Origin of the sequence: Atribacter laminatus, assembly GCF_015775515.1 — a bacterium.
GTDB lineage: Bacteria > Atribacterota > Atribacteria > Atribacterales > Atribacteraceae > Atribacter > Atribacter laminatus.
The window spans coordinates 2,285,928-2,310,398 of sequence record NZ_CP065383.1 but is presented as its reverse complement, the minus strand read 5'-3'; the positions used below and the strand labels follow the sequence as shown (position 1 = coordinate 2,310,398).

The 24,471-nt window shown below is 37.9% G+C and carries 27 protein-coding genes; 11 read left to right on the top strand and 16 right to left on the bottom strand.

Annotated features, from left to right (window positions below):
- Positions 1-75: 75 nt before the first annotated feature.
- From RT761_RS10385 to atpC, 10 genes are all read left to right on the top strand, one after another.
- Entirely contained in the window at positions 76-354 is a 279-nt protein-coding gene (locus RT761_RS10385) for an AtpZ/AtpI family protein (protein WP_246465351.1), read from the top strand.
- On the top strand, positions 326-595 hold the full coding sequence (locus RT761_RS10380) for an ATP synthase subunit I (RefSeq protein WP_218111351.1): 270 nt from the start codon (positions 326-328) through the stop codon (positions 593-595). Before RT761_RS10385 ends, RT761_RS10380 begins: the two co-directional genes overlap by 29 nt.
- A gap of 13 nt (positions 596-608) precedes the next feature.
- Positions 609-1,274: a F0F1 ATP synthase subunit A gene (locus RT761_RS10375; protein WP_218111350.1), complete on the top strand. Its 666-nt coding sequence runs from the start codon at positions 609-611 to the stop codon at positions 1,272-1,274.
- Positions 1,275-1,391: 117 nt separating this feature from the next.
- Positions 1,392-1,658: an ATP synthase F0 subunit C gene (gene atpE / locus RT761_RS10370; RefSeq protein WP_218111349.1), complete on the top strand. Its 267-nt coding sequence runs from the start codon at positions 1,392-1,394 to the stop codon at positions 1,656-1,658.
- Between the two features lie 14 nt (positions 1,659-1,672).
- Positions 1,673-2,191 (top strand): F0F1 ATP synthase subunit B, encoded by a 519-nt coding sequence (gene atpF / locus RT761_RS10365; RefSeq protein ID WP_218111348.1) that lies wholly within the window; start codon positions 1,673-1,675, stop codon positions 2,189-2,191.
- Positions 2,178-2,414: a F0F1 ATP synthase subunit delta gene (locus RT761_RS10360; RefSeq protein WP_218111347.1), complete on the top strand. Its 237-nt coding sequence runs from the start codon at positions 2,178-2,180 to the stop codon at positions 2,412-2,414. The genes atpF and RT761_RS10360 overlap by 14 nt, the downstream gene beginning before the upstream one ends.
- The gene (locus RT761_RS10355) at positions 2,414-3,937 is read left to right on the top strand and encodes a F0F1 ATP synthase subunit alpha (RefSeq protein ID WP_218111346.1); all 1,524 of its coding nucleotides are present in this window, start codon (positions 2,414-2,416) and stop codon (positions 3,935-3,937) included. The genes RT761_RS10360 and RT761_RS10355 overlap by 1 nt, the downstream gene beginning before the upstream one ends.
- 98 nt (positions 3,938-4,035) lie before the next feature.
- On the top strand, positions 4,036-4,914 hold the full coding sequence (locus RT761_RS10350) for a F0F1 ATP synthase subunit gamma (protein ID WP_218111345.1): 879 nt from the start codon (positions 4,036-4,038) through the stop codon (positions 4,912-4,914).
- A gap of 36 nt (positions 4,915-4,950) precedes the next feature.
- On the top strand, positions 4,951-6,360 hold the full coding sequence (atpD, locus tag RT761_RS10345) for a F0F1 ATP synthase subunit beta (protein ID WP_218111344.1): 1,410 nt from the start codon (positions 4,951-4,953) through the stop codon (positions 6,358-6,360).
- Entirely contained in the window at positions 6,357-6,782 is a 426-nt protein-coding gene (atpC, locus tag RT761_RS10340) for an ATP synthase F1 subunit epsilon (RefSeq protein ID WP_218111343.1), read from the top strand. Before atpD ends, atpC begins: the two co-directional genes overlap by 4 nt.
- Here the strand turns inward: atpC and wecB are convergent, their stop codons facing one another.
- From wecB to argS, 15 genes are all read right to left on the bottom strand, one after another.
- Positions 6,783-7,943 (bottom strand): non-hydrolyzing UDP-N-acetylglucosamine 2-epimerase, encoded by a 1,161-nt coding sequence (gene wecB, locus RT761_RS10335; protein WP_218111342.1) that lies wholly within the window; start codon positions 7,941-7,943, stop codon positions 6,783-6,785.
- Entirely contained in the window at positions 7,915-8,973 is a 1,059-nt protein-coding gene (locus tag RT761_RS10330; RefSeq protein ID WP_218111341.1) for a glycosyltransferase family 4 protein, read from the bottom strand. Before RT761_RS10330 ends, wecB begins: the two co-directional genes overlap by 29 nt.
- Positions 8,970-9,431, bottom strand: coding sequence for a deoxycytidylate deaminase (locus RT761_RS10325; RefSeq protein WP_218111340.1), 462 nt, complete (start codon positions 9,429-9,431; stop codon positions 8,970-8,972). Before RT761_RS10325 ends, RT761_RS10330 begins: the two co-directional genes overlap by 4 nt.
- Positions 9,428-9,868 carry a ribose 5-phosphate isomerase B gene (gene rpiB, locus RT761_RS10320; protein WP_218111339.1) on the bottom strand — a complete coding sequence of 147 codons (441 nt, stop codon included), beginning with the start codon at positions 9,866-9,868 and terminating at the stop codon, positions 9,428-9,430. Before rpiB ends, RT761_RS10325 begins: the two co-directional genes overlap by 4 nt.
- A gap of 308 nt (positions 9,869-10,176) precedes the next feature.
- Positions 10,177-11,043, bottom strand: coding sequence for a peptide chain release factor N(5)-glutamine methyltransferase (prmC, locus tag RT761_RS10315; RefSeq protein WP_218111338.1), 867 nt, complete (start codon positions 11,041-11,043; stop codon positions 10,177-10,179).
- Positions 11,044-11,046: 3 nt separating this feature from the next.
- Entirely contained in the window at positions 11,047-12,117 is a 1,071-nt protein-coding gene (gene prfA / locus RT761_RS10310) for a peptide chain release factor 1 (RefSeq protein WP_218111337.1), read from the bottom strand.
- Position 12,118: 1 nt separating this feature from the next.
- Positions 12,119-12,940 carry a DUF1385 domain-containing protein gene (locus tag RT761_RS10305; protein WP_343073787.1) on the bottom strand — a complete coding sequence of 274 codons (822 nt, stop codon included), beginning with the start codon at positions 12,938-12,940 and terminating at the stop codon, positions 12,119-12,121.
- Between the two features lie 56 nt (positions 12,941-12,996).
- On the bottom strand, positions 12,997-13,653 hold the full coding sequence (gene thyX / locus RT761_RS10300; RefSeq protein ID WP_218111335.1) for an FAD-dependent thymidylate synthase: 657 nt from the start codon (positions 13,651-13,653) through the stop codon (positions 12,997-12,999).
- A gap of 356 nt (positions 13,654-14,009) precedes the next feature.
- A complete protein-coding gene (rpmE, locus tag RT761_RS10295) occupies positions 14,010-14,216 on the bottom strand; it encodes a 50S ribosomal protein L31 (protein ID WP_218111334.1) in 207 nt (68 codons plus the stop codon).
- A 162-nt stretch (positions 14,217-14,378) separates the two neighbouring features.
- A complete protein-coding gene (rho, locus tag RT761_RS10290) occupies positions 14,379-15,647 on the bottom strand; it encodes a transcription termination factor Rho (RefSeq protein ID WP_218113418.1) in 1,269 nt (422 codons plus the stop codon).
- Between the two features lie 233 nt (positions 15,648-15,880).
- Positions 15,881-16,633, bottom strand: coding sequence for a nucleotidyltransferase family protein (locus tag RT761_RS10285; protein ID WP_218111333.1), 753 nt, complete (start codon positions 16,631-16,633; stop codon positions 15,881-15,883).
- On the bottom strand, positions 16,626-17,552 hold the full coding sequence (gene ispE, locus RT761_RS10280) for a 4-(cytidine 5'-diphospho)-2-C-methyl-D-erythritol kinase (RefSeq protein ID WP_218111332.1): 927 nt from the start codon (positions 17,550-17,552) through the stop codon (positions 16,626-16,628). Before ispE ends, RT761_RS10285 begins: the two co-directional genes overlap by 8 nt.
- 21 nt (positions 17,553-17,573) lie before the next feature.
- Complete coding sequence (gene murI, locus RT761_RS10275) at positions 17,574-18,440, bottom strand: glutamate racemase (protein WP_218111331.1); 867 nt, start codon at positions 18,438-18,440, stop codon at positions 17,574-17,576.
- Positions 18,433-20,076, bottom strand: a complete 1,644-nt coding sequence (pyrG, locus tag RT761_RS10270) for a CTP synthase (protein WP_218111330.1) — start codon at positions 20,074-20,076, stop codon at positions 18,433-18,435. The genes murI and pyrG overlap by 8 nt, the downstream gene beginning before the upstream one ends.
- A gap of 15 nt (positions 20,077-20,091) precedes the next feature.
- A complete protein-coding gene (gene argS, locus RT761_RS10265; RefSeq protein ID WP_218111329.1) occupies positions 20,092-21,756 on the bottom strand; it encodes an arginine--tRNA ligase in 1,665 nt (554 codons plus the stop codon).
- A gap of 665 nt (positions 21,757-22,421) precedes the next feature.
- Between argS and RT761_RS10260 the strand changes: the two genes are divergently transcribed.
- Positions 22,422-22,562, top strand: a complete 141-nt coding sequence (locus RT761_RS10260) for a hypothetical protein (protein WP_218111328.1) — start codon at positions 22,422-22,424, stop codon at positions 22,560-22,562.
- A 475-nt stretch (positions 22,563-23,037) separates the two neighbouring features.
- Here RT761_RS10260 and RT761_RS10255 read toward each other — a convergent pair whose 3' ends face one another.
- Complete coding sequence (locus RT761_RS10255) at positions 23,038-24,423, bottom strand: cobyrinic acid a,c-diamide synthase CobB (protein WP_218111327.1); 1,386 nt, start codon at positions 24,421-24,423, stop codon at positions 23,038-23,040.
- Positions 24,424-24,471 lie beyond the last annotated feature (48 nt).

Here is a 24,471-nt window from a genome sequence, read left to right as displayed (position 1 = left end):
AAGAGTTTCTCACAGAGAGTTATAGATTGATTGACTATTGGTCATCAAAGACGGAATTTGGTTTATAATAAGTCTATGAGAAAAACACGTAGGGGTTTCGATGAAAATATCTGGAAAAATTTTGGGCAAATCTGGGATATCTCTTGGATGACAGTTGCACCTATAATCTTAGGACTATTTTTAGGTCAATACTTGGATCGAGAGTATCCAAAAGGATTTTCCTGGACGCTTTCAATGCTCATTTTAGGAATTTTTTTTGCTTTTTATAACCTTTACCAGTTTTTTGACAAAGAAATAAAAAAATACGAAAAAAAAGATAAAAAAAATGAACACGATAATCAAAGCCATCATTAGTATCCTTTTAGGAGCAGGTCTTTCTACATTTGTTGCCTGGTTAGTGGCTTGGAATGTCAAAAAATTAATTTATTTTAAAAAATATCAGCCGTTTACTGGACTTATTGGTCGCTTAGCAACCACGGGAGTCTTTATTATTTTTATTTTAAAATATATAAAACCAGATATTCTCATGTTTTTTTTAGGTTTTTTCATTACATACTTCTTGACAGTCTGGATTATCAGTATTAAATTCTTTTAAAGGTGAAAGTGATATGGAAAATTTAGGACCACACGTATTATTTATGATTGGACCATTACCGGTTACGACAACAGTAGTAGCAACTTGGTTAGTCATGGGTTTTTTAGTTTTGGTTTCAATTCTTTTAACCCGTAAGTTGCAATTCTTGCCTGGCCGTTTACAAAATTTATTGGAATTATTTGTTGAAGGTATCATGAATATGATTGATGACATGGCACCCTCTCGGGGAAGGATTTTCCTCCCATTAATTGGTACTTTGGCATTATTTATCGGAGCAGCAAATCTTACCGGTCTTGTCCCCGGCTTAGAGGCACCGACCAGTGATTTTAATACTGCTCTGGCTCTGGCTTTAATAGTTTTTGCCGCAGTCCCCTATTATGGAGTAAAAATTCAGGGATGGAAAAATTACTTAAAAACTTATATTTTACCTTCCCCAGTGATGGCTCCCTTTCATATTATAAGTGAAATAACTCGTACATTCTCACTGGCTCTTCGTTTATTTGGTAATATACTGGGTGAAGAAATTGTCATTGCTATCCTTTTTATTCTTGCTCCGATATTTGTTCCGGTTCCAATGATGTTGTTTGCAATTTTTACTGGGGTCATCCAAGCTTATATTTTTACAATATTAACCATCGTTTATTTAAGTGCTGCAGTTGAAAAAGAAGGCGAAACTTAATTAAACCCTCCCCTAGCAGCTTTTAGATATTTATCGTTCCGCAAAAGTTTATAAGTTTGTGTTTTTACTTTGATAGTGATAGAATCCATTAAATTTACCCAAAAGAGGTGACTAAAGGTGCAAGGAGAAATCCTTTTCTTATGTGTAACGGTTTTTACTGCAGGTTTTGCGATAGCTATTGGCGTTATTTTTCCAGCTTTAGGTCAAGGAAAAGCTTGTTCGAAAGCACTGGAAGGAATTGCCCGCCAACCTGAGGCAACCGGACCAATCAGTAGAACATTATTTGTTGGTCTTGCTTTACTCGAATCCTTAGCAATTTATGTATTAGTGGTTTCCTTGATTCTTCTCTTTGCCAATCCCCTACTCAAATATGTCTTTAAATGAGGTTTTCATAAACCATGATTAGTATTGATCGAAGTATAATTTTTCAAATTATCAATTTTCTTATCTTGGTTGCTCTCCTATTTCGATTTCTTTTCAAACCGGTGGTTCAAGCTTTGGATAAGCGCTCAAATCATATCCGTGAAGAAATGGAAAAAATTGAGAAAGAAAAAAAAGCAGCTGAAGAGTTGCGTTTAAAATATGAAGAAGAAAGTAAAAATATTCATATTAAATACCAAGAAATGCAGGAATATGCCAATCAAGAAGCAGTAAAGATTAAATCAAAGATAATTGACGAGGCTTACCAGGAAAGCGAGAAGATTAAGCAAACTGCTGAAGAAAAAGCCAGAATTGAAATTGACAAACTTTATTCTGATCTGAAGTTGGATATTATTGATATTTCAACTGAGATGGCTGCTAAATTACTTCATGAACGAATCGATATATCCAAGCAGGACCAGTTAATTGAGCAGCTTTTAGAAGAAGCGATTAATAAAATCGAAATTAAAACGGATGTACAACATGGTAAGCAATAATAATAAAGAAATCGTTAAAATCATCACTCCACTTCCGATGACTCTATCGCAAAAAAAAATAGTTAAAAATAAATTATCCCGAATTGGGAATATCGACCAAATGGTTTTCCAAGAGGAAGTAGATTCCTCTCTCATTGGAGGGATCATCATCATTTATGGAGAAATTCTAATCGACTGCAGCCTGCGGACTCAACTCGACAAGATGAAGGAAGGCATGATTTAATGGCAATTTTAACCGATACAATAAAAAAAGCCAAACAAGTTGTTCAAGGATATATCCCTGAACCGGAGATTAATGAAATTGGTGAAGTAATCGAGGTCCAAGGTGGCGTAATAACCATTGCTGGTTTAAAAGAAGCCATGATGGGTGAAATGCTCATTTTTCCACATGGTTTAAAAGGGCAGGTTTTTAATTTAGAAAAAGAGCGGATTAGCTGTATTCTATTCGGAGACCATTCTCTCATAAAACAAGGAGATAGAGTATTTCGTACCAATCGAGTTTTAGAAGTTCCGGTTGGTGATGAATTATTGGGCCGTATAATTGATCCCTTAGGAAATCCTTTAGATGGTAATCCAGCGCCTGATTTCCGTTATAAAAGACCGATTATGTTGCACGCTCCTGAAGTTATCCAACGACAACCGGTTCATAGGCCTCTCTTCACGGGTATAAAAACGATTGATGCCATGATTCCACTTGGAAAAGGACAAAGAGAATTAATTATCGGTGATCGAAGAACCGGGAAAACCACCCTCACCATTGATACTATACTTAACCAAAAAGGAAAAAATGTATTATGTGTCTATGTGGCTATTGGGAAAAGGTTATCGGCAATAACAGAAATGGTTGACATTTTAAAAAGATATAATGCTATGGCATACTCCATTATTGTTTCAACTTCAGCCGAAGACTCTCCAGCTTTTCTTTATCTAGCTCCTTACAGCGGCTGTACCATTGCAGAATTTTTTATGAATGGGGGCCAAGATGTTCTAGTTATTTATGATGACCTCTCCAAACACGCAGTAGCCTATCGGTCTCTTTCGCTCCTCATGAGGCGTTCACCCGGACGGGAATCTTATCCTGGTGATATTTTTTATCTTCACTCTCGCTTACTGGAGCGGAGTGCTCAACTGTCTGATGATCTAGGAGGAGGGTCAATGTCAGCACTCCCTATCGTAGAAACTCAAGAAGGTGATATCTCCGCCTATATTCCAACCAATATTATTTCCATTACCGATGGTCAAATCTACTTAGAGAGCAATCTATTTGCCAAAGGGTTTTTACCGCCTATAAATATCGGTCTTTCGGTTTCACGAGTTGGTGGAGAAGCTCAAACTCCGATCATGAAAAAGGTCGCCCGACGCCTCCGACTTGACTTAGCCCAGTATTTTGAGTTAGAAGATTTTGCTAGATTTAGTTCGGAGTTGGATGTCATTACTTCTCGACAGTTGGAGCATGGAAAAAGAGTTTTGGAATTAACAACACAAATTCAATACCAACCTTTGGATATCTCCCTGGAAATATTGGCTGTATTCGCTGCAACACAAGGCCTTATTGATCATGTACCGCTTCATCTCGTTAAACAATGGGAAGCGAATCTTTATCAAACAGCAGCTCTTGAAAAAGCTGATTTATTAAATGAACTTCGAAAAGATAAAGAATTAGATTCAAGATTAGAACAAGAAATTAAAGAATTTATTCGTTCTTTTACTGAACAATTTCTTCAAGAAAAAAATGTTTCAAATTAAACCCAATAATTTCTTAAATGGACTTCTCATCTTTGATTATATGTAACTTCAATTATTAATTTTAATTTTAATATTTTATCTTGAGAAGGATATAAGCATTGGCAAAAATACAAACCATAAAAAACCAAATTGATTTAATAAAACAAATTCAACATGTTACTCGAGCTATGAAGACTATCTCAGCAGTTCGTTGGAGAACCGGGAAAAAAATTCTTGAAAACGCCAAAACTTTTTCCAATTCTCTTCTTCGGTTAAATGAAATTGTCCATCTACATTATCGTGAAGAATTAATTACTCCCCATCCTCCTCGAGGATTTGCTCTCATTGGAATTTTTTCCGATAAAGGGTTGGTTGGAGGATTCAATGTCACTTTAGCTCATAAAATGAAAGCTTTCATGGAGGACCAAGAACATGAAGGAAATAAACCTCATCTAATTATCTTGGGGACTCAAGGAATTAACCAATTCCATAAAAACCCTTATGAAGTCCTCTTAACTCATTCTCTCCCAGTTCAACAAACTCCTCACTATCAGGATGTCAGAGAAATTTTATACACAGTTCGTTCATTTCATGAGCAACAAATTTTCTCTCACCTTTATATTGCTCATAATCAATACCTTTCGGTCAACGAATATCGACCAATTATCCAAAGAGTGATCCCAATTCCAATGCAGGGAATTAATCTACCCACTGAAATCCAAGCAGATTTACGCTTAAGAACCGACATTCTTAGTACTACTCCAACTCTCGTTGAACGTTTAACTTTTGAGTATGTCGCCAGTCAGCTCTATGTCTTTTTAATCGAATCCTTTTTAAGTGAACAAGCAACGCGTTTAAAAATAATGGATGCGGCGACCAGTCATTCTGAAGACATGATTCATTCTTTACAGGTAGCTTATCAAAAAAGACGTCAAGAAAAAATTACCCAGGAACTGAACGAAGTAACAAGTGCTTCCCAAGTGTTGGGGACAATTTAAATCCAAATAACAAATATTTTTGAAAGAGTGAAATAAATGAATACAGGTATTGTTGAACAGGTTATCGGACAAGTTGTTGATGTAAGGTTTAATTCGAGAGTGATCCCGTCCATCCACAATGCCCTGGTTATCGAAAGAAGAAATCTCAAGAACTCTTCTAAACCCTTAGTTCTTGAAGTTCAGAGCCATCTCCAAGATGGTTTGGTGAGGTGTATTTCTATTCAGGATACCAGTGGCCTCCAAAGAGGGGTTACAGTTATAGACACCGAAAATCCTATCCAAGTTCCCGTTGGTAAAGAAACTTTGGGCAGAATGTTCAATGTTTTAGGAGAACCTTCGGATGGGAAACCACCAGTTAAAGCGAAACAAAAAATGTCTATCCATCGTTCAGCTCCGCCTCTGACGGAAAGATCAGGATCAACTCAAGTCTTTGAAACAGGAATAAAAATCATTGATCTGCTCTGTCCTTATATCACCGGAGGCAAAACTGGTTTATTTGGAGGCGCCGGCGTTGGTAAGACAGTTTTAATTATGGAGCTTATTCATCGGACGGCTACAGCACATCGTGGGGTATCGGTTTTTGCCGGTGTGGGAGAAAGAGTTCGAGAAGGGAATGAGCTTTACCTTCAAATGCAAAAAAGCGGGGTGCTTAGTCACACGGTCTTGGTTTTTGGCCAAATGAACGAACCACCTGGAGCTCGTTTTCGGGTCGCTCTCACTGCTCTTACTATGGCAGAGTACTTTCGAGATGTACTTTCTCAAGACGTGTTGCTATTCATCGATAACATATTTCGTTATGTTCAGGCAGGATCAGAAGTATCTGCTCTTATGGGACGGTTACCTTCAGCCGTGGGATACCAACCTACATTGGCAGAAGAAGTGGGAATGGTTGAAGAACGAATTGCTTCAACCATTAATGGATCAATAACCTCAGTTCAAGCGGTTTATGTTCCGGCTGATGACTTGACTGATCCAGCTCCAGCCACCACCTTTTCCCACCTTGACTCCATTACCGTTCTTTCCAGGAAAATATTTGAACAAGGCTTTTATCCAGCCGTTGACCCAGTCCAATCAACATCAAGAGCTCTCGATCCTTTGATTATTGGAGACACTCATTGGAAGTTGGCACAGGAAACAAGAAAAATTATCGCTCATTATCTTGAGCTACAGGATATCATAGCTATTTTAGGAATCGATGAGCTTTCTGACGAAGATAAAAAGATTGTCAATCGTGCTCGAAAACTGCAACGATTTTTTACTCAGCCATTTTTTGCAGCCGAAAACTATACCGGTATTCCTGGAGAATTTGTCCCCTTAGAAAAGACCTTAGTTGGTGTTCAAAATATTGTCGAAGGTCAATGTGATGATTGGCCTGAACAAGCATTTTATATGACCGGCGCCATCGAACAAGTTGAAGCACGAGTGAAGGAGCTGAAAAAAGAATGAAAAAAATGGAGCTCCATATTGTAACACCAGAGCGAACTTCTATTTTCCCCGAAGTTTATTCGATTACTCTCGAATGTCCTGACGGATTAAGAGGGATTCTTCCTGGTCACGCTCCATTTTTAGTAGAGCTTCTTACTGGTGTTTTGAAGTATACAACCCAAGATGACCAGAAAAAATATGTTGCTATAAGTGGTGGTGCAGCAGAAATTACCCCTTATCAAGTTACTATTATTACCGATAGTGCTGAAAGCGCTGATACCATTGATATCGCCCGAGCCCAAGAGGCAGCCACTCGTGCCCAGCAACGAATTAAAGATAAAACTCCAGGAACAGATTTTATTCGAGCTGAAGCTGCTCTTAAACGCTCATTAGCTCGGTTACGAGCAGCAGAATTAGCGGGAAAAACTGGTAGATATTCCTAATCAACAATAATAATCATCCGGTTTCGTTTTTGACCTACTCAGGGAAAAAAGAAGGGCTTGAACAATTCTTTGAGAAGAAAAACCGTCTCCAAAGATATTTTTAGCTTCTTTTTTCTTTTTTTGTGTGAGCAATTCAGTAGCTATTTGAATAATAGCTTCTTGATCCGTTCCGGCTAAATATCCCAATCCAGTTCCGAGAATCTCAGGTCTTTCGGTTGCTGTCCGGGTGATAATAACCGGAATCCCCAAAGATGGTGCTTCTTCCTGTACTCCTCCTGAATCGCTAATCGCTAATTCGCTCCGACTCAACACTTTTATAAAATCAATATAGTCAAGTGGATCATGGAGAAAGACGTTTGTCTTGTTGGATAGAATTGCGTAAATCTGGTCCCTGACTACCGGATTCGGATGAACCGAAAAAACGAATATGATTTCTGGAAAACGATTAGCTAATCGAGATATCGCTTCTGCAATATTCGCAATTCCACCTTCCCAATTTTCTCTCCGATGAGCGGTAATTAGAACCAACCTCTGGTCCGGATTTGAGAGCAAAAAACGATTTATTTCTGAAGGTGTAAGGCATTTATCTTGAGATTGAATCCAATGAAGCGCATCAACAACGGTATTCCCAGTAACCACTATCTTATGTGGGGGGATCCCTTCCTTGAGTAGGTTATCTTTAGCTTTATGGGTTGGAGCAAAATGAAAAGCACTCATACGACCAACAAGAATTCGATTCATTTCTTCGGGGAAGGGACTGTAGATATCCCCAGTACGAAGCCCAGCTTCGATATGACCAACAGGAATTTTTTGATAAAAAGCCGATAAGGCACCACAGAACGCCGATGTCGTATCACCTTGAACCAAAATCCAATTGGGATTTACACTTTGAAGAACAGTTTCTAATTCCTGAAGAATAGATGCAGTTAAAAAGCTGAGTGATTGCCCGTGTTTCATAATATTAAGGTCATAATCAGGAATAATATTGAATAAGCTTAAAAACATATGAGACATTTCCTGGTGTTGTCCGGTATTAATAAAAACCGGTTCAAAATCTTGGTGATGAGCAAGGGCAAGATAAACCGGTGCGGTTTTTATTATTTCAGGGCGGGTTCCTGCAATGAATGCAATTTTAAACTTTTTCTGTTCTTTGAGTCCCACATGAAAGCTCCGTTACACCTAAATGTTTTCCCCATTTCCAAGAGACATAGAATAATGTTAAGGTGAGCAGGAGAGAATAGGTGCTATTCGCTAAGAAGCGGTCAATTAAAATGGCCAGGACGCTGAGGCTGGCACTAATTAAATATACAAGTAAAATAACTTCTCGTTGGGTTAAACCCTTTTCTAATAACCGGTGATGAAGATGACCACGATCCGGCCTGGTAATCGGTAGTTTATTCTTTTTCCTACGAACAATGGCAAAAAATGTATCGAGAATTGGAATCCCCAGAATAAGGATAGGAACAGCTAAAGTAAAAGTTGTTGCACTTTTAAGAGCTCCTTCCACCGATACCGTCGCTAAAACTCCCCCAAAAAAGAGCGCTCCTCCATCACCAATAAATATTTTAGCTGGAGGAAAATTATAAGGAAGAAATCCAATTGCAGAACCCATAAGTAAAAAAGAAATAAGAGCTGATTCCCATCTACCGTGTTGTAGAGCAATGATCCCTAAAGTACAGGCAGCAATTGCGGCAATTCCACTGGATAAACCATCCATTCCATCGATAAGATTTAAGGAATTTGTAATCCCTAAAATCCAGAAGAAAGTAAAGGGAATTCCCCAAATCCCAATGTACCAAAGAACATTCCATGGTAGAGTAATAAACTCTATAATTACTCCATCAAAAATAAGAATAAGAGTACCTATCCCAAGACCAACTATCTTGCTCCAGGGTGGTAAATTAAAAATATCATCAAAAAAACCGGTTAGAAAAATTAATGCTAATCCTAATATATACCAAAAAGACATTGGGTACGGCAGAAAAGAACGGAATAGGAGAAGAGAAATAAAGAAGGAACCTGCAACCGCCACTCCCCCTAAGCGAGATTTCGGTGTATTGTGAATTTTACGGTTTCCATCTGGTTGATCAAGAAGGTTCTTTTTTTGGCAAAACTTCATAATCAATGGCGTAAAGAAGAAAGAAAGGAAAAAAGCTCCTAAACTTGCCACGATTAAATGAAGAAATGTCACGATTCGCACCCACCTTTAAATATACAAACTTCTAAACCAGCCTCGTTTATCAATTCATCTCCCAATGGATCGGGATAGGGATTTTGATAGACAATCCTCGAAATCCCAGCATTGATTATCATTTTAGCACAAAGCGAACAAGGTTTGTGAGTACAATATAGAATTGATTTTCTGGTACTGACCCCATGAAGGGCTGCTTGTATTATAACATTTTGCTCAGCATGTAATCCACGACAGAGTTCCTGCTGACTCCCTGAAGGAATTTGCCTTTTACCTCGCAAACAGGTCTCCGGGGTGCAATGTGCCAAACCACTGGGAGCTCCATTATAACCAGTCGCTAGAATCCTTCTATCGAGAACCAGAACGGCTCCAACTTTTCTTCTTAAACAGGTTGACCGAGTACTAACCAACTCGGCGATTGCCATAAAATATTCATCCCAATCCGGTCGAGAGTTCATTGCTTTTCGTAGTCTGAGATTTTATTAATGCGCCTCAGATGTCTTCCTTCGATAAATTCTGATTTTAACCATACTTGAACAATTTCTTGTGCTAAGCCTTTTCCAATTACTCTGCCTCCGAGGGTAAGAATATTGGCATCATTATGTTCCCTCGAAGCTCTCGCTGAAAAAGTATCATGACAGTTGGCTGCTCGAATTCCATAAACTTTATTCGCAGCTATTGAGACACCGACTCCTGTCCCACAACAGATAATTCCTTTTTCACATTTGCCATTGGCCACGTCTTTAGCCAGGGGAAATACAATATCAGGATAATCAACCATCTCAGGGCTATTGGTCCCATAATCAACAACTTCATGGCCTTGTTCTTCTAAATAATTCTTCAAATCTTCCTTAAGTTCATAACCACCATGGTCGCAACCTAACGCTATTTTCATCGTTTAATGGAACCTCCTTTGAAAAGAATACTATTATTCCTACTATTTTGTCTACCCCATCAGTATTTATAAGTTAAAAATATCACGTAATCTCTTTTTCACCCTCATTCCTCTTTTTCTCATCAAGAGAGATGGAAATATTAATTATTTTCTTTTTTCTCTCCCCTAGTGAGAGAGGATTAAGGTGAGACGGAATATTTAAAAAAATTCCCCTCCTTTTAACATACTTTGCTAATGGGGGAGATTGATTTTTAATTCGTTATTTTCCTCCTCGTCGAGCTCCAAGAAAAAGTGCAAGCTTTCTCTTTTCACTTTCGGATAAAAACCGTAGCTCGTGGTCTTTTCTGATAATCAAAAATGACTTTCTCCTTAATAAATTGAGTATCTATGGAGATGTTTTCAATTTCCTCTACCTGGGAAGGATCATGTTCGATATAAAGGCAACCCTGGCTTTTCAAATAAGGGGGTGATTCATATAAGATACGATTGATAAGATCCAATCCATCTGGACCTGAAACCAACGCATCCTTTGGTTCGTAAAGACGTATCTCAGAAGCTAAGGAATTCCACTCTTTTTCCTTCACGTAAGGAGGATTTGACAGGATAAAATCAAATTGCAATTCATCAATAGTTTGGATATCATTGAATAAATCCGACCGCCATATTGATACTCGTTCTTCTAAACCCAGTTTATAGGCATTTTTTCTGGTTAAAAAACAAGCTAATTCCGATCGATCGATTGCTACAACTCTTGTTTCAGTCAACCAATAAGCAATGGTAAGACCGATCACTCCCGAACCACAACAAAGGTCACAAACTACAACAGGTTGGGTATCAAATCGAGACCTTATGGAAAGAATCGCCTCCTCCAACCATGATTCAGTATCCAACCTCGGTATAAAAACTCCTTTTTCCATACAAAAATGAAGGGAAAAAAACTCCCATTCTTTCAGTATGTATTGTAGAGGAACTCCCTTGAGGCGTTCTTCTACCATGGTATTGAGTTGCTCAGTCTTTTCAACAGATAAATCCTGATCCCAATAGAGGTAAATGTGAGAAGGTGAAACAGAAAGAACCCCGGCCAGTAAAAAACGAGCTTCGCGAGTGGATGCTGGAAGATTATGTTCACGTAAAGTGAGAACCAGGTGACTCCAAATGTCTCTCACTTTTGACATGATTTATCCCACTTTCTCTAACATTCTCATTCTTTCTTCAGCAGCCAGGGATTCAATAACCTCGTTAAGATCACCTTCCAAGATCAGATCCAGCTTATAAAGAGTTAAATTGATTCGATGGTCGGTTACTCTATTTTGAGGATAATTGTAGGTACGAATTCTTTCACTTCTTTCTCCGCTCCCGATTTGTGACCTTCGATCGCGATCGATTTCGTCTTTTTGTTTTTGCTGTTCAATTTCTAAAAGTCTTGAACGAAGAATTCTCAGCGCTTTGGCTTTATTTTTATGCTGTGATTTTTCATCCTGGCAAGTAACCATCATGCCGGTAGGAAGATGAGTTATCCTCACTGCTGAATCGGTTGTATTAACGCTTTGACCACCATGACCAGATGAACGATATACATCAATGCGTAATTCTTCCGGATTGATATCGATGTCGACATCTTCAGCTTCAGGGAGAACCGCTACAGTTACAGTTGAAGTGTGTATTCTCCCGCCGGCTTCGGTGATTGGAACTCTTTGAACTCGATGAACTCCACTCTCATATTTGAATTTGCTATAAGCACTATCACCTTCTACGGCAAAGATAATTTCCTTGAAACCACCAAGTTCGGTCGGGTTGGTGCTCATTACTTCGCACTTCCATCCCTGACTTTCAGCAAAGCGGGAGTACATTCTAAAAAGGTTGGAAACAAATAGGGCTGCTTCCTCTCCTCCGGTTCCAGCTCGTATTTCTACGAGAGTATTTCTTTCATCATTTGGGTCACGGGGAATGAGTAAATATTTAATCTCTTCCTCCAGTACCATAATTTTTTTTTCTAGACCCATTATTTCCTCTTCTAACAGCTCACGTAAATCGGAATCCTGCTCAGTTTTAAGAAAATTTCTATCTTCTTCTAAATTCTTCTGGGCTGCTAGATATTCCTGATACTTTTTGGCAGTTTCTTCAATTCCGGAAATAGCTTTGGTGAGCTGACGATAACGTTGTAAATCTTGAGTAATTTTTGGATCTGACAGTAGATGAGTGAGCTCAAGATATCGGTTGTTTATCTCCTCAGCTTTATTTTGCCACATACTAACACTCCTCTTTAAGACTTCCTTTTAAAGCTGCAACAGCGACTTCTAACTGTGAATCGTCCGGTTCTTGGGTGGTAATTCTTTGAAGGAGCAAACCAGGATAGGCTAATATATTCGCCAAACCACGATCTTGATATTTTGACAAAAGGCGAATTGCTTCATAAGCTAAGCCTGCAACTATAGGTATGAGAGCAACCCGGCTAATGATTCTAGTTATTATTCCTGGACGGCCTAAAAAGGAAAAAATAAAAATGCTTATAATCATAACAATCATAAGCCAATTGGTCCCACAACGGGGATGATGGGTGGTATATTTTCGAATATTTTCTAATGTTAGTTCTTTACCATTTTCGTAAGCAAATATTGTTTTGTGTTCTGCTCCATGGTATTCAAAAATTCTTTTAATATCTTTCATTCGAGAAATAATATATAGATATAATAAAAAAATAGTAACCCGGATCAACCCTTCGACAATATTGTAAAGAATTGTCGAATGAATATAGTGGTCAATACGAGAGGTCAGAAAAGTCGGAAGTGCGATAAACAATCCTACAAACAAACCAAAAGCAAGTAGCATGGCAATACTGAGATCAAAAGCCGATAGCTTTTCCTCTTCTTCATCCATAGCCAAGGTTGCTGACAGAGATAAAGCTTTCAATCCAATGATGAGTGAGTCAACCATATTGACAACTCCGCGAACAATTGGTAAAGCAAAAAATTTATTCGTTTTTGATAAAATCGGTTTCTCTTTAATATCAGTAACTATTGTGCCATTGGGTTTCCTGACTGCTATTGAAATTTTCCAGGGGCTTCTCATCATAACCCCCTCTATTATTGCTTGCCCTCCCACATTATGCTTTTCACATTTTTCTGGTTTTATTTTTTGTTCCACGGATGTCCACATCCTTTATCCCCTTCGGGGCAGATTCCGGTTGCACACGGCGGACCGGCATTTTCAAAAACAGTTGGTGCCAATTCTTTCAAAATTTTTAATATCTCCATAGCAACACTTCTTATTTCCCACTGAGCCCGAGTACAAAGCCGAAGTTTTAAAATATGGAGATACTCACGTGCATTAGCCGTTAATACAATCTTACTGGCAACAGCCTGAGGTAAGATATAACGAGCATCTTCTTCCGGTATTCCCATCTTAATCATCTCTTGATATATATTAGAACTTTTCCTGTTTTGCTCCAAAAAATAATTCATTAAAGTTTTATTTTCCTTAATTGAAGGCGGAACGATAAATTCGGGATTTTTAAAATTTATATATCGTTGACTTTGTTGTGAATAGGTTGCTAAACGATGGCGAACCAATTGATGTGAAGCAGCTCGTGAAATTCCTTCAATTAGGAAGGTAAAGGAAGCGTGCTCTAAAACCGACTCATGACCACGGGCAACGATTTCACGTATCAATTTTTGAGCTTTCTCTATCGTCATATCTTCATCATAACCGCTTCGATAGCAGAGTCTTGCAGCTCTCGCGATGGTCAGTTCTGGATTCGGGGTTGAACTTATGAGCCTTACATTCATAGCTCTATTCCTTTTTTAAAACAATAATGAATAACGAGCATTTATTGATGGGTATCAGTTTCATTCCCATTCCAACATTTTCCCACGATGAAAGAGAAATTAAAATCAGTAAAGAATTTCCGGTCTGCTTAATGCGCTTTCTATTTTTCCCTTTTTCCACATTAGAAATAGAACAAGGCAAGAGGGAAAATATTTCCTTTTTATGCTACGTCACGATGGGTATAAACAGCAATCTAATGTTTAAGGAGATCAACTTTCATTGTCTTTCATTAGCTATAACTTTTTTATTCCAATAAAAAAAGGGAGCATGTAAATTATACACACTACCCTTTTTTAAATTCTTCTCGAAACTGCAACTAAAAATTGTCGCCGTATTTTGCCCGGAATTTCTCAACTCGACCAGCAGTATCGATTAATTTTTGTTGTCCAGTAAAGAACGGGTGACAGCTAGCACAGATTTCCACTCGTATTTCTGGAACTTTTGTGGAACGAGTTACAAAACTATTTCCACAAGCGCAAATTACTCGCGTTTCTTTGTAATCGGGATGTATACCTTTTTTCATTGTTATCACCTCACCCAATTCTGCTTTAAGTATTTAGGTATCAATATTTTTTTAAAGAATATTATTCACTAATACTTTTAATACATAACGAATTGCAGTACGAACAAAAATGATTTGAAAAGCGCTGGGTATTATATCACATACTAATTTTAAGTGTCAAAGTTAACGGGAGTTTTTCAATACATGATCAATCATTTTCAAAAACTCTCGATTTGACTTGGTATTTTTCATGCGGTCGATAACCATTTGAGCTCCTTCTTGCTGGTCAACACTCGCTAATAGCTTTCTCAGCATCCAAATTCTTTCTAAATCATTTTGCTTAATTAGCAACTCTTCTTTTCGCGTACCCGATCGATGGATATCAATAGCCGGAAATATTCGACTTTCCGATAAAGCTCGGCTAAGATGAAGCTCCATGTTCCCAGTTCCCTTAAACTCTTCATAAATAACTTCATCCATACGGGATCCGGTTTCGACCAACGCAGTTGCTAAAATAGTCAAACTTCCACCTTCTTCGATATTCCGAGCAGCTCCGAAAAATCTTTTTGGCCAATGGAGAGCGGAGGAGTCAATTCCTCCCGAAAGAGTTTTTCCGGTATTAGGAACGACTAAGTTATTGGTTCGCGCTAGCCGGGTAATGCTATCCAGTAAAATGACAACGTCCTTCCCTTCTTCTACCAACCTTTTCGCACGCTCCAGAGTTAGCTCTGCTACTCGTATATGATTTTCTGGTTTTTGATCAAAGGTTGAAGCAATAACAAAACCCTTTACCGAGCGTTCCATTTGGGTAACTTCTTCGGGACGTTCATCAATTAACAATACTATCAGGACAACGTTGGGGTAATTGGTAGTAATTCCATTCGCTATTTTTTCTAATAAAACGGTTTTTCCGGCTTTTGGTGGCGCCACAATAAGGCCTCGCTGTCCAACACCAATAGGCGAAAAAAGATCGATGATCCGAGTAGAAATTTCATTCGGCTTGGTTTCCAATACAAATTGAAGATCAGGAAAAATTGGAGTTAAGTTTTCAAAAAGTGGTCTTTTTTTGGCTTGCTCTGGATCTTCATCATTAATAGCTTCGATTCGAAGCAAGGCATAATATCTTTCCCCTTCTTTTGGTGGTCTTACCTGTCCTGCAACCTTATCACCACTACTCAAGGCAAAACGTTTGATTTGAGATGGTGAAACGTAAACATCATTTTCACTAACAGTAAAATCATCTGATGTTCGGAGAAAACCATATCCCTCTATAGTTATTTCTAAAATTCCTTCACTAAAGATATAACCTTTCGATTCAGTCGCCTTTTTCAATATTTCAAATATCAGTTCACTTTTCCTTTTTCGACTATAACCAACAATACCCATTTTTTGGGCAATATCACCCAATTCGTTATTGGATTTGATTTTTAATTCACCTAAAGAAAACTGCAATTCCGCCCTAGTTTTTTCTTTTTCGGGCACTTTTTCTTTTTCTAACTCTTTTTCCTCTAATTCTAAATCAACTTGATTGCTCTCTGTACTCAATGCAATTGTACCTCCTCGTTTTTCTCAAAGACATCATTGGATTAGAAACAATGCTTGGTTTATCGATGCGTAAATCCAAAAAGCAGTAATTTCAAATAGTTGGTAAGAATATTAAACAAAAAAGGATTTGGCCTAAACCACTATTTTTTAAGAAATTTCCTTGCTATATCCACATGCTCAGGTGAATCGATATCAAACTTGATCTCTGGATAAGGAGTAATGATAGCTAAACCTTTCATCTCTAAAATCTTTGCGACTCGATCTTCAATATCTTTGACTGATAGTTTTTTGAAAATATATTTAAAAATGATATTTAAACCTAATATTCTGGCAATCATAAAAGGACTTTTGCGGTTTCTGATCACTTGAGAAATAAATTCTCTCTTTTTTTGAACAAGAGTGGGATCAATGAATAACATATTTCCGCCACCAAAAGAACCTTCTGTCAACTTTGCAAAAGTTCTTTTTGATTGGCCAAACTTTTTTTGATACACTTCCTTCCGAACAATCGGATAGTAAAAATCAGCAGGTTGTTTGCTGCATCTGAGAAAGAAGTCCTCTATCATCTCTCCTTTGATGAGTGGAATATCACTTGATATTACCAATACCTTGTTTCCCGGTTTGAGGTAATCAAGACCTTTTAAAGTGCTTTCAAAAGGATCACTTCCAGGAGGAACAACTTCTTCAACTGATTTACCTATCCTGGATTTCAGCTCTTTGACGGGTCCAACCACAACGATTCGTTTAATTGAGGAAACCTCTTTGAGGGCTTCTATTACATACTCTATCATAAATTTATTATGAATGACAAGTAGTGATCGGTTATTCACACCAAATTTTTTTAAAAATTCTTGACTACTATCTCCACCTGCTAATATTATGGCATCAGTCATGGTTCTCCCCTCCCTCTAGAACAACTTTAGGGTTACTATCATCTTTTAAAATCGTTGTCGACCATCGAGAATGAATTCCTTTTTGCTTCAGTTCCTTGACAATATCAACAGCTTTTTCTTGATTTGGTGCAATACCTATGATCGTTGAGCCACTCCCTGTCATGAATACCGAAGAACATCCCATTTGCTCTAATGTTTCTTTGTAGCTACCAAATTCTGGAAAATGTTTATAAATAATTTTTTCAAAGTCATTCCAGATATATTTCTCTATCTGATTTGGAGAAAAGTCATCTATAAATTCTTTCACTGGAGGCAAATCTTGAAATTTATCCTTTTCCTGTTCAATATCCCATTCTCGGTATGCCCAGCACGTATCAATGCCCACCTCAGGAAAAACCAGAACAATATATTTTTCCGGCGGCTGATGAAGAGGAATAACTTTTTCACCCTTCCCGCTTATTATTGCAAAGGGAAAACCGGTTGTAAAGAAAGGAATATCAGAACCAAGTTTTGCTGATATCTCAATCATTTTCTCATTTTCAAAAGATAATTGGAGTATTTCATTCATTTTTTTTAATATGTTTGCCACGTTGCTACTTGCACCTCCCAAACCACTAGAGGGAGGAATATTTTTAGTTATTTTAACGCCGAAATACCGATCCTTTAACTGGGGTTTTAAATCACGTAAGAGATGGAATAAACGACCAAGGAGGCTTTTCTTCCCAGTTGGTATTTCATAGTTACATTGAATTTCATCACAATTTTGGTCGGTAAAATAAAGATCAATAGTATCATAAAAATCGATCAATTGCATGACTGATAATATATTATGATATCCATCCTGACGTCTTTGACCAATTTTTAAAAACCAATTCATTTTGGCATAAGAACGGAATTGATAAATATTGTCGTTTTTCATTTGTGATCTTTCCAGAGCTTTTTACGTTGGAGTTGAGGCTGGGATAAATAATCCCTGAGTGTTAATGGAGAATTTTTCGCTATACTTTTCAGGAAATGCCTCAATATTAATTTTTTTTAAGTTGGAGAAATTTTGAATGGTTTTTTGTAGGTTAGCACTGTTACCTCGCACAATAATTCTCTTTTTACCCACCTTTGATTGATTTAATAGATTTGATTTTTTTAAGTATTCTTTTACTTCCTGCGCAGTTGCGAGTGCTGGATTAATAATTATAAAAGAACTTTCGGAAATATCTTGAAAAAAAGTTGATATTAAAGCAAAATGAGTACAACCCATAATGATAGTATCAAAATTTTCTTTTTGAAATCGAATAAACTGGGTACGAATCCATTTTTCCCATTCATCGGTTTGATGCAACCCTTTTTCAACCGCCTCAACAAATTCCGGCCAGGCTTCCTCCTTAACAGTAATAGAAGAATCAATTCTTTGAATATGTTTTCGGAAAGTACCGCTTTTTACAGTTGCTGAAGTCGCCAACACAATGACCTTGCCGGTTTTTGTTTTCTTTACAGCTTCTTTGGATGCCGGATCAATGATCCCAATAATCGGGAGCTGAAACAAAGCCGATAGTTCATCCAAACAGTTTGAACTAATTGTTCCGCATGCAGTAATAATAAGCTTTGCTTTTAAAACCTCATTTAAGTAGGAGATCAATGATGAAACAATATGAATCAATTCTTTTTTGTCTTTTTCACCATATGGGAAATAAAAAGGGTCGGCGACATAAACGATTTCTTCCAAAGAAAGCAACCGATCTAAAGCAACGACCATACTGAGACCCCCGACACCGGAATCAATCACACCAATAGGATTTGAATTGCTATCCAAAAGTCTTCTCTCCAATTCTTTGGTTTTGATGGTACTTTTGTGCCGCTTGGACAAATCCATAAAAAAGTGGGTGAGGTCGATTGGGACGGGATTTAAATTCAGGATGAAATTGGACTCCAACAAACCAGGGGTGGTTGGTGAGTTCAATCATTTCAACAACTTGAAACTCTGGATTAAATCCTGCCATTACCATTCCTGATTTTTCCAATTGACCTATATATTCTGAGTTTAATTCATAACGATGGCGATGACGCTCCATAATTTCTTCTTGTTGATATAATAAGTAGCTTTTCGTATTGGTTTTCAGTTGACAACGGTAATTTCCCAGTCTCATGGTCCCACCTAAATCTTTTTTAGTTCTCTGATCAGGTAAAAGATGAATGATTGGAAAGGGTGTTTCGGGATTTATCTCGGTTGAATGCGCACCAATCATTCCAGCAGCATTGCGTGCAAATTCGATCACCGCTGTGTGCATTCCTAAGCAGATCCCAAAAAAGGGAACGTTATTTTCCCGAGCATACCGCGCGGTAATAATTTTTCCTTCAATTCCTCTTTTTCCAAAACCACCTGGAATCAAAACCCCATCGAGTTTTCCAAGGTATTCCTCAACATTATGTTCCTGAATTTTTTCCGCTTCAATTGGTTTGATACAAACCTTTACCCCGAGGGCACCCCCGCCGTGTTTTAGCGATTCGTTAATGCTTAAGTAGGCATCCTTTGATTCCACGTATTTTCCAATTAAACCAATATTGATTTTCTGATTGGGGTTTTTCATTCGAGATATAATTTCTGACCATTCTCGGAGATCAACTTCTGCAGCATTCAGTTGAAGTTTGTTAATAATGAGATTGCCAACTCCTTTTTCTTCCAAAGTAATTGGGACATCATAGATTGATTCGGCATCAAGAACGGGAATGATGGCTTCCTTCTCAATATCGCAAAAAAGAGCAATTTTAGATATAACTTCTCTGGTCATAGCATGAGCAGAACGGCAAACTATCATGTCGGGTTGGATTCCAATACTTCGCAGTTCCTTAACACTGTGTTGAGTAGGCTTGGATTTTAATTCTCCGGCAGCATCGAGAAAGGGAACGAGAGTAACATGAATATATAGGCAATTCGATTTTCCAATATCATTCTTTATTTGGCGAATTGCTTCCAAAAACGGGAGTGACTCAATATCACCAACCGTGCCACCTATTTCAACAATCGAAACATCAGCCTGACTTTCTTCTCTCAGACGAAATATTTCTTCTTTTATCTGATTGGTAATATGAGGAATAACTTGGACGGTTGCCCCTAAATAATCCCCGTGTCGTTCACGAGCAATTACCGAACTATAAATTTTTCCAGTTGTTACATTACTTGATTTCGATAATTCTTCATCGATGAAGCGCTCATAATGTCCAAGATCTAAATCGGTTTCTCCTCCATCCTGGGTAACAAAAACTTCACCGTGTTGATAGGGATTCATAGTTCCGGCGTCAACGTTAATATAGGGATCGAACTTTTGCATGGTTATTTTGAGTTGTCGGCTTTTCAAAATTCGACCAATTGATGACGCAGTAATCCCCTTTCCTAATGAGGAAGTCACTCCTCCAGTAACAAAAATAAATTTTCCTTCCTTACCATTCATACTTATCGACCTTCCCTACATCGTTTCTGGTGCTGAAATGCCTAACAAATCCAGAGCATTTTTGAGCACCTGTCGAGTTGCACGGCATAAGTTAAGTCGAAAAGCCGTTAACTCTAAATTATCTTCATCTAAAATTCGATTATTATTATAAAAAGTATGGAATGAACCTGCTAAATCCGTCACATAGTTGCAGATCATATAGGGTTGCCGTGCTAACGCTGATCGTTTTACCACTTCAGGAAAGTATATCAAATTTTTAGCTAATAATTTTTCCTGCTCATTTTGAAACGATTCATATTTTCGATCTATATCTGTATTGGATAAATTTTTCTTTTCCATTTCTCGAAAAACCGAAGAGATGCGTGCATAAGCATACTGAACGTAATATACTGGATTATCCATCGATGTCTTTTTGGCTTGCTCAATATCAAACTCAAGGTGGGTTGCAGGATCTCTCATGAGAAAATAGTAACGGGCTACATCAACTCCAACTTCATCAATCAAATTGCGAAGAGGGACAAACTCACCCTGTCGAGTCGACATTCTTTCTGGTTGTCCATTTCTCAATAGGGTTACAAACTGAACAATAAAAATCTCCAAAAAATCTTTTTTTAAACCGAGAGCATTAACCGCGGCTTTCATTCGTGGAATATATCCATGATGATCGGCTCCCCAGATATCGATCACTCTCTCAAAACCCCTCTGCCATTTATTAAAATGATAGGCAATGTCAGAGGCAAAATAAGTAGGTGATCCGTTTTCTCTGACTAATACTCGATCTTTATCATCTCCCCATTGCTGGGTTTTTAGCCAAAGAGCTCCGTCCTTTTCATAAGTGAAACCTTGCTTGATTAATTGATTCAAAGCTTTTTCAACCTCATGGTTTTGATAGAGAGTTTTTTCGCTAAACCAAACATCAAAGTAAACCTGAAAATCACTCAAGTCTTTTTGTATGCTTTGTAATATTTTTGAAACGGCATAAGATTTAAATATTCCGGTTTTTTCTTCATTTGATAGTGATAAAAGGGTGTCACCTTTTTCTTTCTTCAAATCTTGGGCGATATCAATCATGTAATCACCCTTATATCCTCCCTCCGGTATTTCAATCTTCTCGCCAAAAAGCTGCCGATAACGGAACTCCAAGGTAAGACCCAATAAGTCTATTTGCTTACCGGCATCATTTATATAATATTCCTTTTCGACTGAAAAGCCGGCTTTTTTTAAAACTCTTGCCAGGGCATCGCCAAAAGCTGCACATTTTCCATGGCCAACATGGAGCGGTCCAGTCGGATTGACACTGACAAATTCTACTTGAAATTTTTCATTATTGCCAATTTGAACCGATCCATACTCGTCCTTTTCCTGATAAATATCCTTCATAAATGAATAAATAATTTGATCGTTCAGAAAAAAGTTTATAAAACCTCCACCGGCTATCTCAATAGTTGCAATGTGATTAAGAGATTTATTAAGAAGCGATACGATGTGGTTGGCTATTTCCCGGGGAGATTTTCGTGCCTTCTTTGATAGCAAAAAGGCGATATTGCTGGCAAAATCTCCGTGAGCTTTATCACGAGTGGGCTCAACGGTAAAAAGCATTCCTTCAGAAAAGTTCCCATATTGTTCATTGACTACTTTTTGAAGATTTTCTTTTATAACATCGGTTATTAAACGACTCATCTGACTCACTCCATACCAAGTTTAAAACACAAAAAATGGACCCTCATTGGTCCATTTGTCAATATTAAACATCTTTTATTTTAAATTCAATTTTAATGAATAGCCAGTTTATATTGGATTTGTAAAGAAATATTTTTCAAATATTAGAAACGCAGATGAACACTGTAAGTTGAAAATGAACGAATAATATCTCCTGCGCCATTATATATTTTTTTTTGTATTCATTCAAGAAAAATATTGAAATCTATCATTTCAATTTCTTCCCATTCCTCTTTTTTTATCTCTCCTGGTGGGAGAGAATTAAAGTTAGAGAAATACTTATTTTCATCCTCTTTTGATACACCTTTGCAGTATGAATGTCTATCATGAAAATACCATCTTATAAATTCCCCCATTGAGGGGGGATAAAGGGGGGTGTGCCTTTAATCGGTCATCCTGAGCCCTCGCTTTTTGAGGGCGTGAGGATCTCATCTTTTAAGTTTTTTCTTCATAAATACTTTAAATGATGAGATTCTTACGTCGTCCGGCAAAAACACCGGACTCCTCAGAATGACTAAGTGGATGGTAGAGATTGCCACGTCGCACAAGACGCTCCTCGCAATGACGGATTTAGATAGGTATTTTCATCCTCATCTGGTGCTGCGAAAGCAGCATGAGGGTCTATCATGAAAATATCGAAACGTTTTTTAGGTAATTCTTTTAAAGCAACCAACCTTAATCTCATTCTGGGTTTTCACCCTTATCCTCACCTTCTCCCATCAAGGGAAAAGAAACTTCTTGTCGTCATTGGAGACCTGGTTTTTTGAGGTCGTGGCAATCTCATGATTCATCTTTTATTATGTGTCGAATTGTGGTATTGAAAAAGATGAGATTCTCACGTCGTCCGGGAGAAGACACCGGACTCCTCAGAATAACAAACAGGGTGGTAGAGATTGCCACGTCGCTCAATCAAAATACAGTTGACCTCCTCGCAATCAGACTGTGTCACAATCCCTTTCACACACCAAGAAGAGCTTGAAAGTGGAGGATACATTCTATTTATCTTCAGTTTTTTGGTTATCTATTCCCAATATTCCTGTAAAATATTAACCTAAGTGGTGGTAAAAATTTTACAGAATAATTATGACACAGCCTGAATGACGGAGCAGTAAAAACTCAAATCACCCTAACCCTCTTTGCTAAAGGGGGAAACGATTTTTGGGTAAGAATTTTCATCCTCATCTGGTTTCTACAAGTTACATGAGGATCAATTATATAAACCTTGAAATGAGAATAATGAGTTTAAGAAATTATATAGGAATGGTTTTTCCTCCATTGGCGACAATGGTTGAGAAAACTAGAAATTAATTCTGGATAAGCATAAAAATGTAGATGTACATAAGATGCCAAACAATTCTTATAGACAAAACCCGATTCCCAAGTTTTCCCTCCTGTTGGCTTTTTAACTTGGTAACTGGAATTGAGTTGAGAGCCTACCAGCTCAGAATAATGAAATTCATGGCCATGCAAAACCACACCATCCGGTGCGAGGATATTATTTCGGGTTACTTTTGCTTCAACATACCCAAAGTGCTGGAGCCGTTTACCCATTATCGCCTTTACTGGAAAAATTCCCACCATTGGATAAAAACGATGGGTATAATTCTCAATTTCCTGAGTCAAATACATCATTCCTCCGCATTCAGCATAAGTCGGAAGACCATTTTCGATCGCCGATCGAATTGATTTCCGCATTGACTGATTATAAGAGAGTTTTAAAGCAAATTTTTCTGGGAAGCCTCCCCCCAAAATAATCCCATCCAGTCCTTCCGGGAGAAATTTGTCATTCAGTGGACTAAAGAAAACCAGTTCAGCGCCGGCAGAACGAAAGGCTTCTAAACCATCAGAGTAGTAAAAATGGAATGCACCATCATTGGCAATTCCAATGCGAATTGTTTCTGATGGAGGTAATTTTACCTGAAGACTTGAGTTGATATCGACTTTTTCTAAAGGCTTCATAAGGTCAATGATCTGGTTGAGATTCACGTTTTTAAGAAGAAAATCGGCACAATGATCAAGCCATTTATCGATATCAGTTATATGCCAAGCAGGGATCAAGCCCAGCTGGCGTTCTGGCAAATCAAGAAATTTTTTAAAAGGAAGATGACCAATAACTGGGAGGTTACAATCTCTCTCAATGGATTCCTTAACATGATTATAATGAGTTTTGCTTGAGGTTAGATTGCAGATAACTCCCACCATTTGAAGCTCGGGATCATAGGTCTGAAAGCCGTGAACCAGGGCTGCCGCACTGGTTGACATCGATCTCACATCAACTACCAAAATAACCGGCAACTTAAGAATTTTGGCCACATGAGCGGTACTTGCCCAGGACTCGGTTCCTAATCCATCGAATAATCCCATGACCCCTTCAACTATTGCTATTTCATCTTTCCGAACCGACTGGAAAAACATTTTTTTTAAGTTCTCTTCTCCCAGCAAATAAAGATCTAAATTGTGTGGTTCATTTTTAGCAGCAGCTTGGTGATAGGAAGGATCGATGTAATCCGGCCCAATCTTAAAAGGAACTACTCGGAATTGACGAGATAATGCCCGCATCAAGCTAAGAGTCACAGTAGTTTTACCGGAGCCACTATAAGGAGCAGCAATAACAATTCCACGCGTCATCTTTGTAACATCCTTTGATAAATTTTAAGAGAAACCCCTTGCCAAATT

Coding starts and splice junctions, on each gene's coding strand:
- RT761_RS10385 (WP_246465351.1), top strand. CDS start 76: ATGAGAAAAACACGTAGGGGTTTCGATGAAAATATCTGGAAAAATTTT.
- RT761_RS10380 (WP_218111351.1), top strand. CDS start 326: ATGAACACGATAATCAAAGCCATCATTAGTATCCTTTTAGGAGCAGGT.
- RT761_RS10375 (WP_218111350.1), top strand. CDS start 609: ATGGAAAATTTAGGACCACACGTATTATTTATGATTGGACCATTACCG.
- atpF (WP_218111348.1), top strand. CDS start 1,673: ATGATTAGTATTGATCGAAGTATAATTTTTCAAATTATCAATTTTCTT.
- RT761_RS10360 (WP_218111347.1), top strand. CDS start 2,178: ATGGTAAGCAATAATAATAAAGAAATCGTTAAAATCATCACTCCACTT.
- RT761_RS10355 (WP_218111346.1), top strand. CDS start 2,414: ATGGCAATTTTAACCGATACAATAAAAAAAGCCAAACAAGTTGTTCAA.
- atpD (WP_218111344.1), top strand. CDS start 4,951: ATGAATACAGGTATTGTTGAACAGGTTATCGGACAAGTTGTTGATGTA.
- atpC (WP_218111343.1), top strand. CDS start 6,357: ATGAAAAAAATGGAGCTCCATATTGTAACACCAGAGCGAACTTCTATT.
- RT761_RS10325 (WP_218111340.1), bottom strand. CDS start 9,431: ATGAACTCTCGACCGGATTGGGATGAATATTTTATGGCAATCGCCGAG.
- rpiB (WP_218111339.1), bottom strand. CDS start 9,868: ATGAAAATAGCGTTAGGTTGCGACCATGGTGGTTATGAACTTAAGGAA.
- prmC (WP_218111338.1), bottom strand. CDS start 11,043: ATGTCAAAAGTGAGAGACATTTGGAGTCACCTGGTTCTCACTTTACGT.
- prfA (WP_218111337.1), bottom strand. CDS start 12,117: ATGTGGCAAAATAAAGCTGAGGAGATAAACAACCGATATCTTGAGCTC.
- RT761_RS10305 (WP_343073787.1), bottom strand. CDS start 12,940: ATGATGAGAAGCCCCTGGAAAATTTCAATAGCAGTCAGGAAACCCAAT.
- thyX (WP_218111335.1), bottom strand. CDS start 13,653: ATGAATGTAAGGCTCATAAGTTCAACCCCGAATCCAGAACTGACCATC.
- rpmE (WP_218111334.1), bottom strand. CDS start 14,216: ATGAAAAAAGGTATACATCCCGATTACAAAGAAACGCGAGTAATTTGC.
- RT761_RS10285 (WP_218111333.1), bottom strand. CDS start 16,633: ATGACTGATGCCATAATATTAGCAGGTGGAGATAGTAGTCAAGAATTT.
- ispE (WP_218111332.1), bottom strand. CDS start 17,552: ATGAAAAACGACAATATTTATCAATTCCGTTCTTATGCCAAAATGAAT.
- pyrG (WP_218111330.1), bottom strand. CDS start 20,076: ATGAATGGTAAGGAAGGAAAATTTATTTTTGTTACTGGAGGAGTGACT.
- argS (WP_218111329.1), bottom strand. CDS start 21,756: ATGAGTCGTTTAATAACCGATGTTATAAAAGAAAATCTTCAAAAAGTA.
- RT761_RS10260 (WP_218111328.1), top strand. CDS start 22,422: ATGAAAATATCGAAACGTTTTTTAGGTAATTCTTTTAAAGCAACCAAC.
- RT761_RS10255 (WP_218111327.1), bottom strand. CDS start 24,423: ATGACGCGTGGAATTGTTATTGCTGCTCCTTATAGTGGCTCCGGTAAA.